The sequence below is a fragment of the Pseudoalteromonas sp. HM-SA03 genome, assembly GCF_002289345.1.
GTDB lineage: Bacteria > Pseudomonadota > Gammaproteobacteria > Enterobacterales > Alteromonadaceae > Pseudoalteromonas.
In genome coordinates, this window is the sequence record NZ_NSDG01000047.1 from 10,809 (window position 1) to 25,480 (window position 14,672).

The 14,672-nt window shown below is 43.7% G+C and carries 13 protein-coding genes; 5 read left to right on the plus strand and 8 right to left on the minus strand.

The genetic code is table 11. The features are described 5' to 3' along the window. Positions 1–921 precede the first annotated feature (921 nt). The gene (locus tag CKO50_RS09335; RefSeq protein ID WP_010606625.1) at positions 922–1,554 is read right to left on the minus strand and encodes a GNAT family N-acetyltransferase; all 633 of its coding nucleotides are present in this window, start codon (positions 1,552–1,554) and stop codon (positions 922–924) included. A 276-nt stretch (positions 1,555–1,830) separates the two neighbouring features. Between CKO50_RS09335 and CKO50_RS09340 the strand changes: the two genes are divergently transcribed. From CKO50_RS09340 to CKO50_RS09350, 3 genes are all read left to right on the plus strand, one after another. Then, the gene (locus CKO50_RS09340; protein ID WP_010370914.1) at positions 1,831–2,058 is read left to right on the plus strand and encodes a DUF2789 domain-containing protein; all 228 of its coding nucleotides are present in this window, start codon (positions 1,831–1,833) and stop codon (positions 2,056–2,058) included. A gap of 71 nt (positions 2,059–2,129) precedes the next feature. Continuing rightward, complete coding sequence (locus CKO50_RS09345; protein ID WP_095727929.1) at positions 2,130–2,390, plus strand: hypothetical protein; 261 nt, start codon at positions 2,130–2,132, stop codon at positions 2,388–2,390. Further along, positions 2,390–3,163, plus strand: a complete 774-nt coding sequence (locus CKO50_RS09350; RefSeq protein WP_095727930.1) for a Zn-ribbon-containing protein — start codon at positions 2,390–2,392, stop codon at positions 3,161–3,163. Before CKO50_RS09345 ends, CKO50_RS09350 begins: the two co-directional genes overlap by 1 nt. Positions 3,164–3,191: 28 nt before the next feature. Here CKO50_RS09350 and syd read toward each other — a convergent pair whose 3' ends face one another. After that, the gene (gene syd / locus CKO50_RS09355; RefSeq protein WP_095727931.1) at positions 3,192–3,743 is read right to left on the minus strand and encodes a SecY-interacting protein; all 552 of its coding nucleotides are present in this window, start codon (positions 3,741–3,743) and stop codon (positions 3,192–3,194) included. A 126-nt stretch (positions 3,744–3,869) separates the two neighbouring features. On the opposite strand from syd, the gene queF reads away from it, so the two are divergent. After that, positions 3,870–4,715 (plus strand): NADPH-dependent 7-cyano-7-deazaguanine reductase QueF, encoded by an 846-nt coding sequence (gene queF, locus CKO50_RS09360; RefSeq protein WP_095727932.1) that lies wholly within the window; start codon positions 3,870–3,872, stop codon positions 4,713–4,715. 60 nt (positions 4,716–4,775) lie between these two features. On the opposite strand, the gene CKO50_RS09365 is transcribed toward queF, so the two are convergent. From CKO50_RS09365 to CKO50_RS09380, 4 genes are all read right to left on the minus strand, one after another. Beyond that, on the minus strand, positions 4,776–5,642 hold the full coding sequence (locus tag CKO50_RS09365) for a peptidylprolyl isomerase (protein WP_095727933.1): 867 nt from the start codon (positions 5,640–5,642) through the stop codon (positions 4,776–4,778). Positions 5,643–5,644: 2 nt separating this feature from the next. Further along, entirely contained in the window at positions 5,645–6,310 is a 666-nt protein-coding gene (locus CKO50_RS09370) for a transporter substrate-binding domain-containing protein (protein ID WP_255229510.1), read from the minus strand. Between the two features lie 151 nt (positions 6,311–6,461). After that, a complete protein-coding gene (locus tag CKO50_RS09375; protein WP_095727934.1) occupies positions 6,462–10,121 on the minus strand; it encodes a translocation/assembly module TamB domain-containing protein in 3,660 nt (1,219 codons plus the stop codon). Continuing rightward, positions 10,121–11,857, minus strand: coding sequence for an autotransporter assembly complex family protein (locus CKO50_RS09380; protein WP_095727935.1), 1,737 nt, complete (start codon positions 11,855–11,857; stop codon positions 10,121–10,123). The genes CKO50_RS09375 and CKO50_RS09380 overlap by 1 nt, the downstream gene beginning before the upstream one ends. A gap of 239 nt (positions 11,858–12,096) precedes the next feature. On the opposite strand from CKO50_RS09380, the gene CKO50_RS09385 reads away from it, so the two are divergent. Next, positions 12,097–12,429 carry a ribonuclease E inhibitor RraB gene (locus tag CKO50_RS09385; RefSeq protein WP_095727936.1) on the plus strand — a complete coding sequence of 111 codons (333 nt, stop codon included), beginning with the start codon at positions 12,097–12,099 and terminating at the stop codon, positions 12,427–12,429. Positions 12,430–12,464: 35 nt separating this feature from the next. Here CKO50_RS09385 and CKO50_RS09390 read toward each other — a convergent pair whose 3' ends face one another. Both CKO50_RS09390 and CKO50_RS09395 read right to left on the minus strand, forming a co-directional pair. Then, a complete protein-coding gene (locus tag CKO50_RS09390; protein ID WP_095727937.1) occupies positions 12,465–14,207 on the minus strand; it encodes a DEAD/DEAH box helicase in 1,743 nt (580 codons plus the stop codon). 114 nt (positions 14,208–14,321) lie between these two features. Further along, positions 14,322–14,627 (minus strand): H-NS family nucleoid-associated regulatory protein, encoded by a 306-nt coding sequence (locus CKO50_RS09395; RefSeq protein WP_095727938.1) that lies wholly within the window; start codon positions 14,625–14,627, stop codon positions 14,322–14,324. Positions 14,628–14,672: the final 45 nt, after the last annotated feature.

A 14,672-nucleotide genomic window follows, 5' to 3' on the forward strand; every position in this document is an offset into this window, starting at 1 on the left:
AAATTTTTAACGCGGTTAGCGTCAGATTTGCTCCTTAAAATTGAGCAAGTATTAAGACTAAAATGAGAGTGGAATAATCTAGCAAGGAGATCGAAAGATAAGAATGAAACTGCAAGCGGAGAGTTTTGAGAACTTCAACTAAGTTACTAGGAAAATATACATCAAATTTACAACCGTCACAAAAAACTAAGGCGCTAGCCTATCTGCTGCGCCTCAATCCTGACGATTATCCCAAGAGGTATCCAATTCCTCTGCTTTACAACCCAAAAGCCATCCGCCAATTCTTCTTCCCCTGAACGGGTATGTACTCCGACCTACCCGAATCCCATCCTTGTGTCATCCATTAGCACTTCCAATGCATCTCCATTTTAGCCACCTTGGCCTCCTCTTCGCTTCCCGCGCTCCAATGCCACCTTGGCTCCGCTTCACATAATCCCTATGTGCTCCCTATACATTGTTACGTCCAGTGTAACCCATCCACTTCGCAATCATCCAGATTGCGCTCCCTCATCCTAGAGCCTTGCTCGTCCTTATCTGCTCTTCCTTGCTCCACTACGCTTCCCGCGCTCCTTGACACTCCATGTGTCTCCTTATCCCTAGTGAAGCTCCGCTTCACACTCGCTTCCTCGAGTTCCTGATCTTCCTTGCCCTATGCAATACATCCTTCTCTTGTTGTCAAATTCCTTATCCTTTGACGCTGAGCTCCTGCTCTTGTGTTTCCTTACATTGTTAAGTTTACGGGGATTGAGCTCTTTTGTTAGATAGCTCGGAACAATCTTTTTCTTGTCATTTAAAAGAAAAACAAAGTAACTTCTTTAAAAACAGAAGGGTAACTAAAAATCACACTACAAATTCGGTACTACAAAGCGCCTTAACCCACATTCTCGTACGAGATCTCTTACATGGTAATTTCCATTGTTGCTATTTGCTCTTAAATAGTAATGTGCCCTCTACTGAGCTAAACGCCATCTTTTGCAGAACTTGATAACCGTGACCCGCAAAAAACTGCGCTTGTTCTGGCTTAGTAATAAATACTGCCATCCCTTTCGTTTCTTCACTTTGTGCAATTAAATCATCCAACGCAGTGAGTAAATAGTGGCCATAGCCAAGCCCTTGAACATGTGGGTCAACGGCAATTAGAGATAAAAAGTGACACGGCTCTTGCGTTTGCAACGCTTGTCTAATCGACTTTTCTTTATCGATAAGCTGCTGCGTTTGCAAATATCCCGCACTCATCATGAGTCGTAATCGCCAATGCCACTGCCGATTTGCGTCCAATTCATCGCCATTTGCAATAACGCATGCTACCGCGACCAATCTATCTTGATGATATAACCCCACCATCGGCTGCCCCGTTTGACCAAATGCCGACAGCTCCTCTCGTATTAAGGCTCTGAGTTTTTTTTCAAAAATTGCTTCTTGTTTTGCCTCCAATACCTGCTTGAGTAACGGATCATCATGGTAAGCCTGATACAACACACTCGCGGCTACGTTGATATCTTCTGGATTTAAATATCTAACGATTAATTCATGTTGAGAAGTTTCTACTGACATCATGGTTCCTTATTGTTATTGCCCCAAGCTTCTGATAATCATGCCGAAATACTACTTAATATCAAAACCTCAGAATTTTTTCTGTGTACTTTAATAATGTACGGCTACTCGCTAGTGGTAGATATTGATACAAGTCACAATTTATTCAGTCGTGGACAGGTATATTTACCATCGTATTAGTCATTATGATTTTTATTGATGATGACTTGCTAAAGGTTTTACAACCACCTTTACTATAGTTAGTGAGTAAAATTCAAGCAAACGAGGGAGAACGAAATGGATACTAGTCGCCACACTATGAGTACTTTATTTGCCCAACTTGGGCTCGACAACAATCCCAAGGCGATTGAAGGGTTTGTCAAACAACACCGCCTTCCTGATGATATGCTGTTAAGCCAAGCACCATTTTGGAATGAAGGACAGCGTCACTTTATTGAAGAATCACTGAAAGAAGACGCTGATTGGAGTGAAATCATTGACGAACTAGATGCGATGTTAAGATAGCTAAAGCAATCGCTCCTTGCGTAACTTGGTGCTATGATCCACTCCTATGATTAAGGCGTTTAGGAACCTCTATGCACCCTGCTGTTGCCAGAGCTATCAAAAAATTAGTCGATAGTGGAAAGACTCCAACCGTCGCGCTAACAAAAAGCAAATTAACCCAAAGCGTCGCAATGCCAGACGTTATCTCAGGCGTTGCTGCGTACAAACAAGACCCTACCTGTATTGATCACTATCAAGAGGTTGAGGAGGTCGTCAAAGCAAGTTCACAAAGCCAATTAGATAGAATTGAAGCTAAGCTTGATAAGCTCATTGCCTTATTGGAGAAGTCGTAGTGTTTGTTGTCGACTTAACTTTTGATTGCTATGAGGAAACCACCTTAGATGCTGCCGAGCAGGCCATTAACCGTGTGGTCAATGCGCTTCGCTTTAATGGTCAAATCATTGGTGACGAATTTCCAACTGTACTTAAAGATGGCTATTTCGTCACTCGTGTGATGTGTCCTGAAGAAGACGCTTTGCATCCATTAAACCATAGTCCTTTTGTGAAGTTTGCGATTGACCAGCTACAGCAATCAGGCTTGCTTGCACCTAAGGTCAAAGTTTTTGGGCAAGATATACATGCCAACAGCGCTGATGCCTGTCATGAACCGTCAAGCTACATTCTCTACACCACATACGTACACACTTGTAGTCCACTGTATTGCGGCGACGACTTTTTACCAGTGCCTTTATATAAAATCCCAGCTATTGCCAATGGTGATTACAAAGCACTGATCAAATGGAAAGAAGATTGGCAAGCCTGCGATCAAATACAGATCAATGGCGCGACTCGCTGCGAATTTGCTGCACTGGAAGAAATTTCCAGTACGAGTAGCGATTTGTTTAGACGTGGCATGGATTTGAGCAAACGTATTCGCTATCTCACAAAAAAGCCGGTTTACTATTATTTATATCGTGTTGGTGGCGAAAACCTCGCCGCAGAAAAAGCAAGAAAATGTCCAAGTTGTCAGGGAGACTGGTTGCTCGAGGAGCCATGGTTCGGCCTTTTCGACTTTCGCTGTGAAACTTGCCAATTAGTCTCGAATATTTCGTGGGACTTTCAATAAGGAGCACAAGCTCCTTTATGCCAACTAGCTATATTGGATAGTTGACTGTCAGTTTTTCCACAAACTCTGCAATAGAATCAGCCAAAACATGGTGCTGCTTCTTACCGACAAACTCTAACCCAACTTGACCCGTAGCGACATCGACCGACACCAATAAGTCGTCAGCTTCTGTTAAGCCGATAAACACGGTTTCAGGTTGTTTGAGCCTGCGCTTCATTAAAATATGGCCGGTGATATTTTGCTGCAAGCGCTCGAAGTCATCTTCGTTCCAGGCTTGCAGTAGCTCAATTTGCTTACCCTCAATAAATGCCATGATATTGCCAGCAAAGAAATCACCATACAGTCCGTTCAATCCCTCAGGAAATTGTGTTTCCAACGCTTTGGCTAAATCATTTAAATGCCCCGCTGGCGAGCGCGCTGCCGCTAGCCATTTTATCTCATTAAGCTTGTTCGGTTCACCCTGCTCACATGGACTCGGCCAACTTTCATCATGCTCGGTACTTGGTAAGTCTTTAAAGGCTTGTTGATGATAATCTACATAGGCTTGATGCAAGCGCGCCATATTTACGGGCTGAGTCATATATAAAGCTCTCTTTATTTTTCTCACCATGGGCGAATACTTGTTTCGTGTAATTAAGCAAATAGCTATTAATCCCGAGGTGAACATTCGTTATAATGACCGCATTGTAACGAGATTTGAATTAACATGACAGACTACAGTAACTCGCCAGAGCTGCAATCTTCTGTGCTTGGTAAAACCACAGAATATGCCAGTGTTTATACTCCAAGCCTACTGCACCCCATTGCACGTAAACTCAACCGTGACCAAATCAATGTTGATGAGTCCGCTTTACCATTCAAAGGTGAAGATACCTGGACAGGCTACGAATTGTCTTGGCTCAATAACAAAGGTAAGCCTCAAGTTGCGGTTGCCACTTTTGTTTTTCCTTGCCAAAGCTCGCATATCATTGAGTCAAAATCGTTCAAACTTTACTTGAATAGCTTTAACCAAAGTCGCTTTGATACGATGGAAACCGTGCGCCAAACGCTAGCTGCGGATCTTTCCACGGTATCAAATAGCCAAGTTAGCGTGACATTATTTGGTGCAGACGAATTTGATTGTATTCCTTTCTCGCGCCTCCCTGGTGAGTGTATCGACGAGCTGGATATTGAAGTTGATAGCTACACACCAAATAGTAACTTACTACAACTTGCCTCTGAGGATGTGGTCGACGAGACGCTTCACAGCCACTTACTCAAGTCAAATTGCTTGATCACCTCACAGCCAGACTGGGCAAGCGTGGTGATAAGTTACCGTGGTAAGCAAATCGACCGAGAAGCGCTGCTTAAGTACCTAATCTCATTCCGTGACCACAACGAGTTCCATGAGCAATGTGTGGAGCGCATTTACTGTGAGCTTTGGCGCACCTTTAACCCTGAAAAATTATCCGTTTATGCGCGCTATACTCGCCGTGGCGGGTTAGATATCAATCCATATCGTTCGAGTGAACAAGATCAGACTCCGTATACGGTAAGAACTAACCGACAGTAAAACGTAAAAAAGCCATGTTCTCACATGGCTTGGCTTTTTATCACATCTAAGTATTGCTATTTATTCCCCTGTCGTGTCTTCCATTTCAACAGGGACGGGGACCGAACATATATCGGTGTGATTTGGCGTATCAACAAACCAATCTCCCGCTCTATTTTTACGTGCAGCAATTAGCGACTCAAAAATCGGCGTATTTGTCTTTAGCCTTTTAAAAGAAGGTGCACCTTTTACATCAGCAAGTACCGTAACGCCTTTGATAATATTATACGCTTGTCCAGCAACTGGTTTACGATCTAGATGCTGAACATGCTCCATTCCCGATAATAACTGCCCAAACACGGTGGTGTTTTTGTCTAGGTACCGCTGCGGCGTCAACGTGATGTAAAACTCGGTACCACCACTATTAACATCGTTGGTTCTGGCCATGGCAAACGAACCAACGCAGTGTGTCATCCAGGTTTTGGTCCCAGCTTCATTTTGTCCTACGGCAAAACCATTTAAAAACCCGGTACGCGGCGCGTAGCCGTCCACAGCATCTAGCGATGTGATCTTCAAGGTTGATTCTGTGCTATAAAAAAACTCAGCGGCAATCGCTTTTTTTCCTTTTTGCGGCATTTTCTTGTCCGACATATCGCCGCCTTGAGCCACAAAGTTTTCCACAAACCGATACATACTCAAGTTAGTGTAAAACCCCTCTCGCGCTAACGCTTTAATATTTGTCACATGATTAGGCGCAAGTTCAGGGTTAAGCGCGATATAGACTGGTCCTGTTTGTAGTTCTATTTTAAGAATATTTTCAGGGTCCAACTGCTGCCAATCGCTACTTTTGGCCTCAGCAACAACTTCCGATGGTGACTTTGTATAAGGTTTTGCCAAGACAAAAGATGAACTTATGGCAAGCGTAATAAGTAGTAAGGTTTTTTTCATTATTATTTTCCTTGTTTATACCAATAAAATGGCACCTCCAACGGCGCACTGGGTGGCAGGTTTGGGTTGTCTAATTCTATGACTGTTTTATTTTTAAGATCTAGCTTTTCAAGACGAGCGGAAAAGTGTTTTAAAAATAACGCCTCAAATCGGCCATCTTGCAGTGCGCTTTTAAGGCCTTTCTCAATTTGGCTATAGAGCAACGGGTTGTCGTGAGAAACAAAAAAATATACCGCTGAAGGGTAGTAAAACACCACATGCTGATCTGCGACCAAGTCCGTGTCACTCAGGGCAGCTTCAATACTCACTAAATCGCTTGGCAACACATCAAAACGTTTTTTCAGCAGCATGTCGTAGCCACTGTCTTCTTGTGAGAAAGAAGTCACACTGAGGCCATTACGCTCAAAAATCTGATGGTCTGGCCAATCTCTGCGTAAACCAAAAGTAATTCGGCGCAAGTCGCCAATATAGCGTACTCCACTCAGCAAGGCTTGATTATGTTTGCGCACTAAAGGAATGCGATAACCCAAAATACCTTTCACTAGGGGAATGCGAATTGCATTTGCGACCTTTTCGCGCTGTGAGTTAGTCACTAACCAACTGACATCCAGCCCCCCTTTTTCTCCAAGCAGGCGCACCGCTCTGTCTTGAGAAGGAATACTTCTCACAGATACGAGCCGTGGTGACTCTATCTGGTATGACAGAGTCAAGTAAGCAGCTCTATAATGTACGGATCGGCACCAGCGCTAATTCTAATTTCCGTTGTTTCTTGCGCTTTGAGAGGAAGTATCACAAAACCTAGAGCGAGCCAAAACCGCTTCATTTGTCATCCCAATCAAACTTATATAAGAAGTCTATACTGTTGTACAAACCGCTCGTGGCTTCAACATAAAACTTCGAAAAAACACGATAGCGCAGCGCAATTTCATTGATAGACTCAAATACCCCAACACGATAACTGACCTGAACATTGGGAGTGATATAACCAGAAACCTCAACTTGTGTATCGTCACCACTGCCTTTGGCTGATAGGTTAACATCTGAAAGTCCAAGTGATTCACCCGCTTTGCTAAAGAAGCTTTCACTTCGATCAATTCCCTGTGAGAGTAAAAACTGCGTGAGTAGCGCATTATTAGAGGTTTCAGACTCCCCTAAAGGCTGACCGTTAAGTAGGTATGACAACGCCTTTGCTTGGTCCATTGCAGGCTCTGAAAACACGGTCAAACGCGGCTTAGCAATGTTGCCTGTGAACTCAACACCGGCTATCACATCGTTAGCAGTTGTCGCTGGATTACGAATAGCGCTAATGTTCAAATAAGGTTTATCTAGTGCGCCATTGAAGCCAACCTGTCCGGTGCGGATCAACAAGTCTTGGCCAAATGCACGATATCTGCCCTCTCGCAATTGCAACTCTCCCGTTGCCAGCATTGGTGACTCAACTTGCTTGTCAATTTCGATTGCACCGGTAACAAAGCTATCTAATCCTAACGCCCTCACCCTAAAGTTATCTTTAACGGTCAGTTTTAAATCTATTTCGTGTTGCACTGGCACCGACATCTGCTTTTGCACTTTGGCATCGACAATGACTTCATCGTCGCTCGGCGAAGTGACTCCCTCTGGCAGAGATTCAATGTTTACTCGGCCAAACGGCACCACAATTTCTCCAAGTACTCGCGCAATCTTATCTTTATAGGCGAGTGTTAAATCCGGGCTTGCGGTTAGTTCAATCTGCGAGTCTGGTTGCACATAAATATTTTCGCCCTTTATTTTCACTTCAGCAGAGAGCTCGGGCGACCAATAGGCTTCGCCAATTAGTGCCACCTTGCCACCTTTTGCTGCAGTTAGCTCAGCCTCTAACTGAGCGGATGTGGTATTAAAATCAAGGTTAATGTGACCTTTATCGATTTCCACAGGCAAAGAGTCAGAAGACATAAACAAGCGCTGGGCGGTTAGCTTACCATTCACTTCAGGGGCTGCGAGGCTGCCTGAGATATTTATATCCCCTAGCACTTCCCCTTGCAGGTCAAAGCTTTGTTCCGTTACTCCGTTTAGTAGCGCTGACAATTTAGCCAGCTCAATTGACTCTATTTTTACGTTACCAGCTAATTGGGGGGATTGTTTATCTAGCGGCACACGCGTATCACCACTGAACTTACCTAAGATATCGGAGGTCATGCGCCAATCAGCGTGGATTTGTTTGTTATTGGTTTTTAGTAACGCTTTAAATTCAGAAATTGAAAATGTTTGCCCATGAGTCGTAACGCCGGCATCAACAATGTTCAGCTCGCCATCGGCTCGCGTTACTTGGCCGTTTTGCCACGCAAGTTTAGCCACAGCCTGAGTTTCACCAGTTACTTTGAGCTCTGCTGGCAACCAAGTTTGTAGTTTAGCCAGTGCCAATTTCTCCAGTTTAACATCGGCCTGCCCTTGTGTGCCTTGTTGCTCGGCTGCAAAACACAAATCGGTATCATCCATCTGCCAACACTGCTTTGCAATGCGCTGACTGACATCACTGATCACGATTGCGGCAGGACCTTGCAATGCTATCGTTTGCCCTTGAGAAGTTACCTCACCAGACGATAATTCTCCCTGCCAAGTGGAATGTTGCACCTTGCCATTGACTTCAAAGCTTGCAACCACTCGCTTATCACGAATATCCAATGTCGCGTTATGTTGCTGCTGATTGCCTTTCACAGCTAAACGAATGTCTTCAACCATTTCAGAGTCAACAATCAAACGGTCTAATGCCAGTTTAATTTGCCCAGTCACTTCATTGGCAATATCAACCGTGCCTTTCGTCGTTAAGCCATGTAGTGCTATATTCTGGTAGCGCACAGAATCAAACTTAATATCGGTCTGAATACTCGGCTTGAGGTGGTCACCCTGAATAAAAATTTCTCCACTGCCCTTTAAGTCAGCGGGAATAAGCGTATTTGCCGCCTGCTCAAACTGAAAGTCAATATCGAGATCTAATTGCTGACCAAGCTCACCGCTTACCGTCAGGCTATTTTTGCCATAATTCAGGCGTGCATGGCTAAACTCGCCTAGCAGACTCTCATCCACAACAACCTTAACGTCCGCATTAAACGGTGTACCCGCCACTTTACCATCGAGCTTAAAGCGCTCAACATTAACCTGCCACTGCTCACCTTGACTCACAAAATCAAGCGCGAACTGCCCTGCCAGCGTATCGTTTTCCGTCTGGCCTGCATCGTATTGCACTAGCCCTAGCAATCTATCGATTGGTAGTTGAGAAAATTCCCCGTTCACTTTACCCTTCACCCCTTGCGCCCAGTTCACTTGTCCCGCTATGTGCGCTTGCGCTTTTTCAAACTGAAGCGCTGCTTTAGCTAGAGTAAACGCTTGTAGTCCACCTTGCCCTTCAAGTGTCGCGGTAACATCACCAAACTGCACAGTATTAACAGCGATTGAGCCTGACAAATTGTATTTTGAGGCATCCCCGCTCAAGCCGAGTGTCGCACCTTTTAAAGTCGTGGGCTCTGAAGGAATAACTAATTTATCTATTTGACCCTGTAACTCAAATGGCCAATTTGTCGCTGTCAAATCCGCATGGGCTTGCAGTTTTGCAAACGCCATTCCCTCGCTATTCAAAGTAAGCGTAAGATCGTGAGGGCGACCCGCCAGCGTTAAACTGGCTAAACCCTGTGGCGCACTCACGGTTGACCTAAGATCAATAGTCCAGTCGTTAAGCAAGATTTCTGCCGCTGCTGATATAAACCATTCTTGATAGTTAAGCTGAACCTGCTCCACGTCCACATTTTCATCCACTACAACTTGAGAAAGCTTGATATTCTCAAGTGTCTGCTCATCTACCGCGAGGTTGTTAATCTTTAACTCGCCGAGCTCAGCGGTTAGCGGCAGGTCTATCTTGGGTAGTTGGAGTGGCACTAATGCATTCAGTGGTGCTGTCGATTTTGCAGGCACTGGTTGCTCAGTTACCTTGGTGGTCAACTTCACACTATCTAACAACAAAAAAGGGACATTAAAATGTGAGCCAGAACCTGACAGCTGCGTGTCTAAGCCTTGCAATTGCACTGTAATATCCGGCGTTTCCAACGAAAATTGCTGAACTTGCGCACGTTTTATTGCAATTGGCAGTGGTAACTCAACTTGGCCACTTTCCGTAGTTTCCGCTTCGCTGACACTTTTCTGCTTTTGTACGATCGCTATCGTTTTTGCGTCTAGCGCAATGCAAACGCTGGCACAGGCCAACCACTCAACAGTAACTTTGGTGTCTCTAAGGCGAATATCGATATCGTCATTGTGATAACGCAACGTAAGATTGGCGCCAGATAATAAGCGCTTGTCTAGCCCATCGATTTCTAACCCTGAAACCGTTTTATTCGCTACCCAAACCAGTAACTTTTGCCCAGGCAAGGTAAAACATAAACAAACCAAAAGTAAAAATAGGCTAATAATGGCAGTAATGATTTTGATTCTTAAGCTTCTGAACTGCATTAGATTTCAGGTCCTATAACAATACTGAGACGGGTGCTTTTACTTTCTTTGGTCAGCCCCCAAGCATGATCGAGCCGGATTGGACCAACGGGGGTTAAATAACGAAAACCAAACCCGGCTCCAACTTCCCAAGCGTCCGAGAAATCGTTCGTTGCAGTACCCGCATCAACAAACAAAGCAGCTCGCCAACTTGGATGGAATTGATAGTTATATTCCACTGTTCCAGTGGCTAAATATCTGCCGCCAAGTATACGCCCTTCGTCATCGCGAGGGCCGATAGATTCATAGGCAAAACCACGGATACTTTGATCTCCCCCAGCGAGAAAACGGTGGGTAAACGGAATTTGGTCAATATCTTTTGTCACGATCGCCCCTAAGTCTAAGCGACCAAAAAACAAGTGCTTGGTGTCAAAACTTCTTAGCCATTCATTGTTCCATCTCACCTTCAACATATTCGCAGACGATAGTACAGAATCTGCTGCAGCTTCAATGGAGATCAGGCGCTTGTTCCCCCAATAAGGTAGCGCGCCACCTTTACTTTCTTTCTTTAAGTAGCTAATACCTGGGATCAACATTTCCGTCCGTTGTTTTTCGCCTCGCTGTTCCGTGGTTTCGTGTTCACGTTTCAAAAACGCCGTCCTCACCCACTCGTCATCCGTTAGCCATTGTCGCTGTGCCTGTACGTTCCAAATCCGACTGTTGATCCCTTCCGTTACTTCATCCTGCACCTTATAACCACCTAACACACGCCACAAATCGTCGTTAGGATTGTCTACAGGAATAGTATAACTTGCAGTGATATCTTGTTGCTTTTGCGACAGTCTCAGATTGGACTCAAAGGAATGGCCATCCTCGGTGATCCAAGGTTTAGTCCACTTAAAACGGGTTTTTGCACCCACATCATCACTGTAGCCTGCGCCCACTTCAAAGCTATTTGCGGGTTTGTCTTCAACACTCACTCGAACAGGGATCTGTTCGCTCGTCCGCTCCTTTAACAGTGGATAAACCTTTATCGCACTAAAATAAGGGGTGGCATTTAAAGACAGATTAAAATCAGACAAGAGGCTCGCTTCAAACGGCTGCCCTTTCGAAAATGGGCTTAGCGAGCGTATATAGTTAGCCGCTTTGGTGTTTCCCTCAATAGCGAGGTCACCAAATTGATAACGTTTACCCGTGTTGAGCAGCAGTCGTACACCAGCATAGCGATTCGCTTTGTGAACAAGCAATTTGGACTCTTGCCATTGATAATCAAAATATCCAAGTTCTAGTAGCTCGCTTTCAAAGCGGCTTTTCGTTGCCTGATAATCACTATGATTGACTTGCTTGCCAACTTGGATCGGTACATCTTTGATAAGCGAAACTAAATCTGCATTGTCCTTACCCACTCCCACAAGCTCAATATTAACATCTTGCCAGTTCAGTGGTGCTTCAAGTTTGACTTCGGCTATGACGTTTTGCCCTTCTCCACTGAGTTGAATATCAAAATGATAATAACCTAAAGCATGCAAAGCGCGACGTATGTCCGCACGCACCTCTTTCATCACCCGAGGGACTTTTGGCTTACCTTTGTAAGATTTTAAAAAACCAATGATGTTGTCTTCTACGTCGCCGTTCTCGACTTTGACTTCAATGTTGGAGATTTTTACTGATGCAGGACGAGACTCAGCACCGGCGTTAAACGAGGAAAAGCAGCACAAAAAGAGCGCTAATGTTAAACAAGAGAAATACGGCTTCATTAAAATAAAACGACCTAAATATCGCGACTTATGGGCATCGATAATGCCATTGTGCTTGTGAAAATGGATACTGTAAAACGACTTTTCAGAGAAACTGCAATTTTACTGAGCTAAAGCTGAACATAGGGTGTATTTTGTTGTAACGCAGTGGGTTTTATCGCACATTTATTTACATTCATACTTTTTATTTTCTTGCAGATGACGGACAATAGCAACAATTGAACCTGCAGAGTGAAATTATGCAATTCCCAAATGATGATAACGGTGAGCTTCTAGCTGAGATTGCCGCTGCTGGCGTTGATCTGACGCAAATGCAGAATATCGATTTTTATATTCTTTTCGAGCAAGCTGGTGATGCTAAGCGCTTCATTGGCGCGATTGAGAAAGACGAATTAGCACCGAAAACCCAGTTACAACAATGCCCTGACACAGGCGTTTGGGAAGTGATCACCACGGTGACTATGGTCCCGATGCACGAGCTACTGAGTCAGACGGAGCAATATCTAGAAAGCATAGCCAATGGTTATGAAGGATATGGCGATGGCTGGGGCTTAATGGCCTCGGAAGAGTGAACAGCCACAGAAAATCCGATTTTTATACAGAAAGGCTAACTTTTGTCAGCCTTTCTGTAGCTACCTTGATAGTCAAACAGCTTTTCAGAAACCTGCCAACCAAACTTCTTGTGTAATTTAGCAATCACAAAATCCGGTGCAATCAAGTCAGTATCTATCACTTCTTCAGCTGACTGCCATTTCGCAGGTGCCGACGTAGATTTTCGCCGCTTTGCAAATTGCTGGTGAAATATAAATAGACTCTTTTGATTGGAAAAGTCATAGACTTCACTACAACTAGCCCCATCCTCGTCAAAGTAAGTAATTTTTAATTTATTGCCACTAAGCACTTCGCCACATAGTCCGCTGCAGCGTAGTACCATTGCATGTTTTAAATTCAGTGCCGCACGCAACTTATCATCTGGGTCTGCCATTATTCCGCCGCACTGATGGCATTGCCTTGCGGCAATATCATTTTCTGCACCGCATTGCTCACATTCTTTAAACTTAAAACGATAATCACATTGCTGTGAATGACCATCATAGTCTTCGAGCAATCCCTGACAGCGCCTGCCAAAATGCTCTATAAGCTTACCTTGCTCGTCTATCTTGCCCCAGAAAATATTGGCAAAGCCACAACCAGGGCAAAGCACTTGTACGGGCTCATTGTCTGAGTTTGGCTTTTTACTTCCCACTTCAGGTGCAAACAAGTCAAAGTCGTTGCCTGCATAATCAATGACAAAGCAATCTTCTTTGTTTTCGCCTAGCCTAAGCCCTCTGCCTACAATCTGCTGATAGAGACTCACGGACTCCGTGGGTCTCAAGATAGCGATAACATCAACATGGGGGGCGTCAAACCCGGTAGTAAGCACAGAAACATTAACTAAATACTTAATTTCTCTATTTTTGAACTGGACGATAAGTGCATCTCTCACGGCTGATTTGGTTTCCCCCGTGATCAGCGCACTATATTGCTTAGGTAAATAACCGAGGATTTCTTTTGCATGCATAACCGTCGCGGCAAAAATCATTACTCCCGTCCTATTTTCACTGAGCGCTAGCAAATGAGTGATAATGCTCTTTGTTGCACGAGTTTGTGCTTGTAATAATGTATTCATATCAGATTCTGAATAACGCCCAAATGAATCTGTACTTAAACTAGAAAAATCATAATTCTCAACTGCTGGGTCGATTTTATTTGGCGGTGTAAGATACGAGTTCTTTATCATATATCTAAGTGGTAATTCGTAAATACACTGCTTGAATGGTGATTCAGCTTTCCCTCTAACAAAACCATGATAATGTTTATGGTATATCCATCCCATACCCAACCGATAAGGTGTTGCTGTTAAGCCTAATAACTTTAGTTCAGGGTTAAACTGAGCCAGCTGGTTTAAAATTTGTTGATACTGGCTATTATCTTCCCCACTCACCCGGTGGCATTCATCAATGATAACTAATGAATAAAATTGATTGAGTTGTGATAAGTTTCGAGACAATGACTGCACACTAGCAAAAGTCACCTGATGCTGTAACGACTTTTCTTTTAATCCAGCAGAAAAAATACTCGCTTGTAATCCGTAGCTTTTATATTTTTGTGCATTTTGCTCTACAAGTTCTTTAACATGAGTCAATACTAATATTTTGTGTTTTGCAAGCCGTGCAAGCTCTGCAATCACTAGACTCTTTCCAGCGCCTGTAGGTAACACAATGACAGCTGACTCGCTTGATTTACGAAAGTGAGCCAGCGTATTTTGTACCGCTTCTTGTTGATAAGGTCTTAAAACGTAAATAAGCACCTCAGGATATAAATAATTAAGTCAAAAAAGGCGTACCTTAGTAGATACGCCTTTTATTTAGGCTATTTAAACAAAGACTGTTCAATACCGAACAACCTTCATAATATGGTATTGTTAGATTAGATAATCATCTAGGTTAACACCTTGGAATACTTTAGGTGTTTTACCACGACCAGTCCACTCAATTACTTCACCATCTTTTTCGATACGGTATTTTGCTTTTACTTTAGAACGACGATCAGCCGGCGTAGTGCCTACTAAATCATCCAGCGTAAGTCCTTTTTCTTTCAGCATAGCCAATACTTCCTCTTTAGCTTGCTGTTGTTCCTTTTGCCCATTCAGTGCTTTTTGAATAAGCTCTAACGCTTTTTCTAAATCACTATAGCTTGCATTTTTAATAAAAGACTTGATCTCACGCATTGACACTCTCTCAATTAAGCTTAGTTTTAATATTTATATTGAATA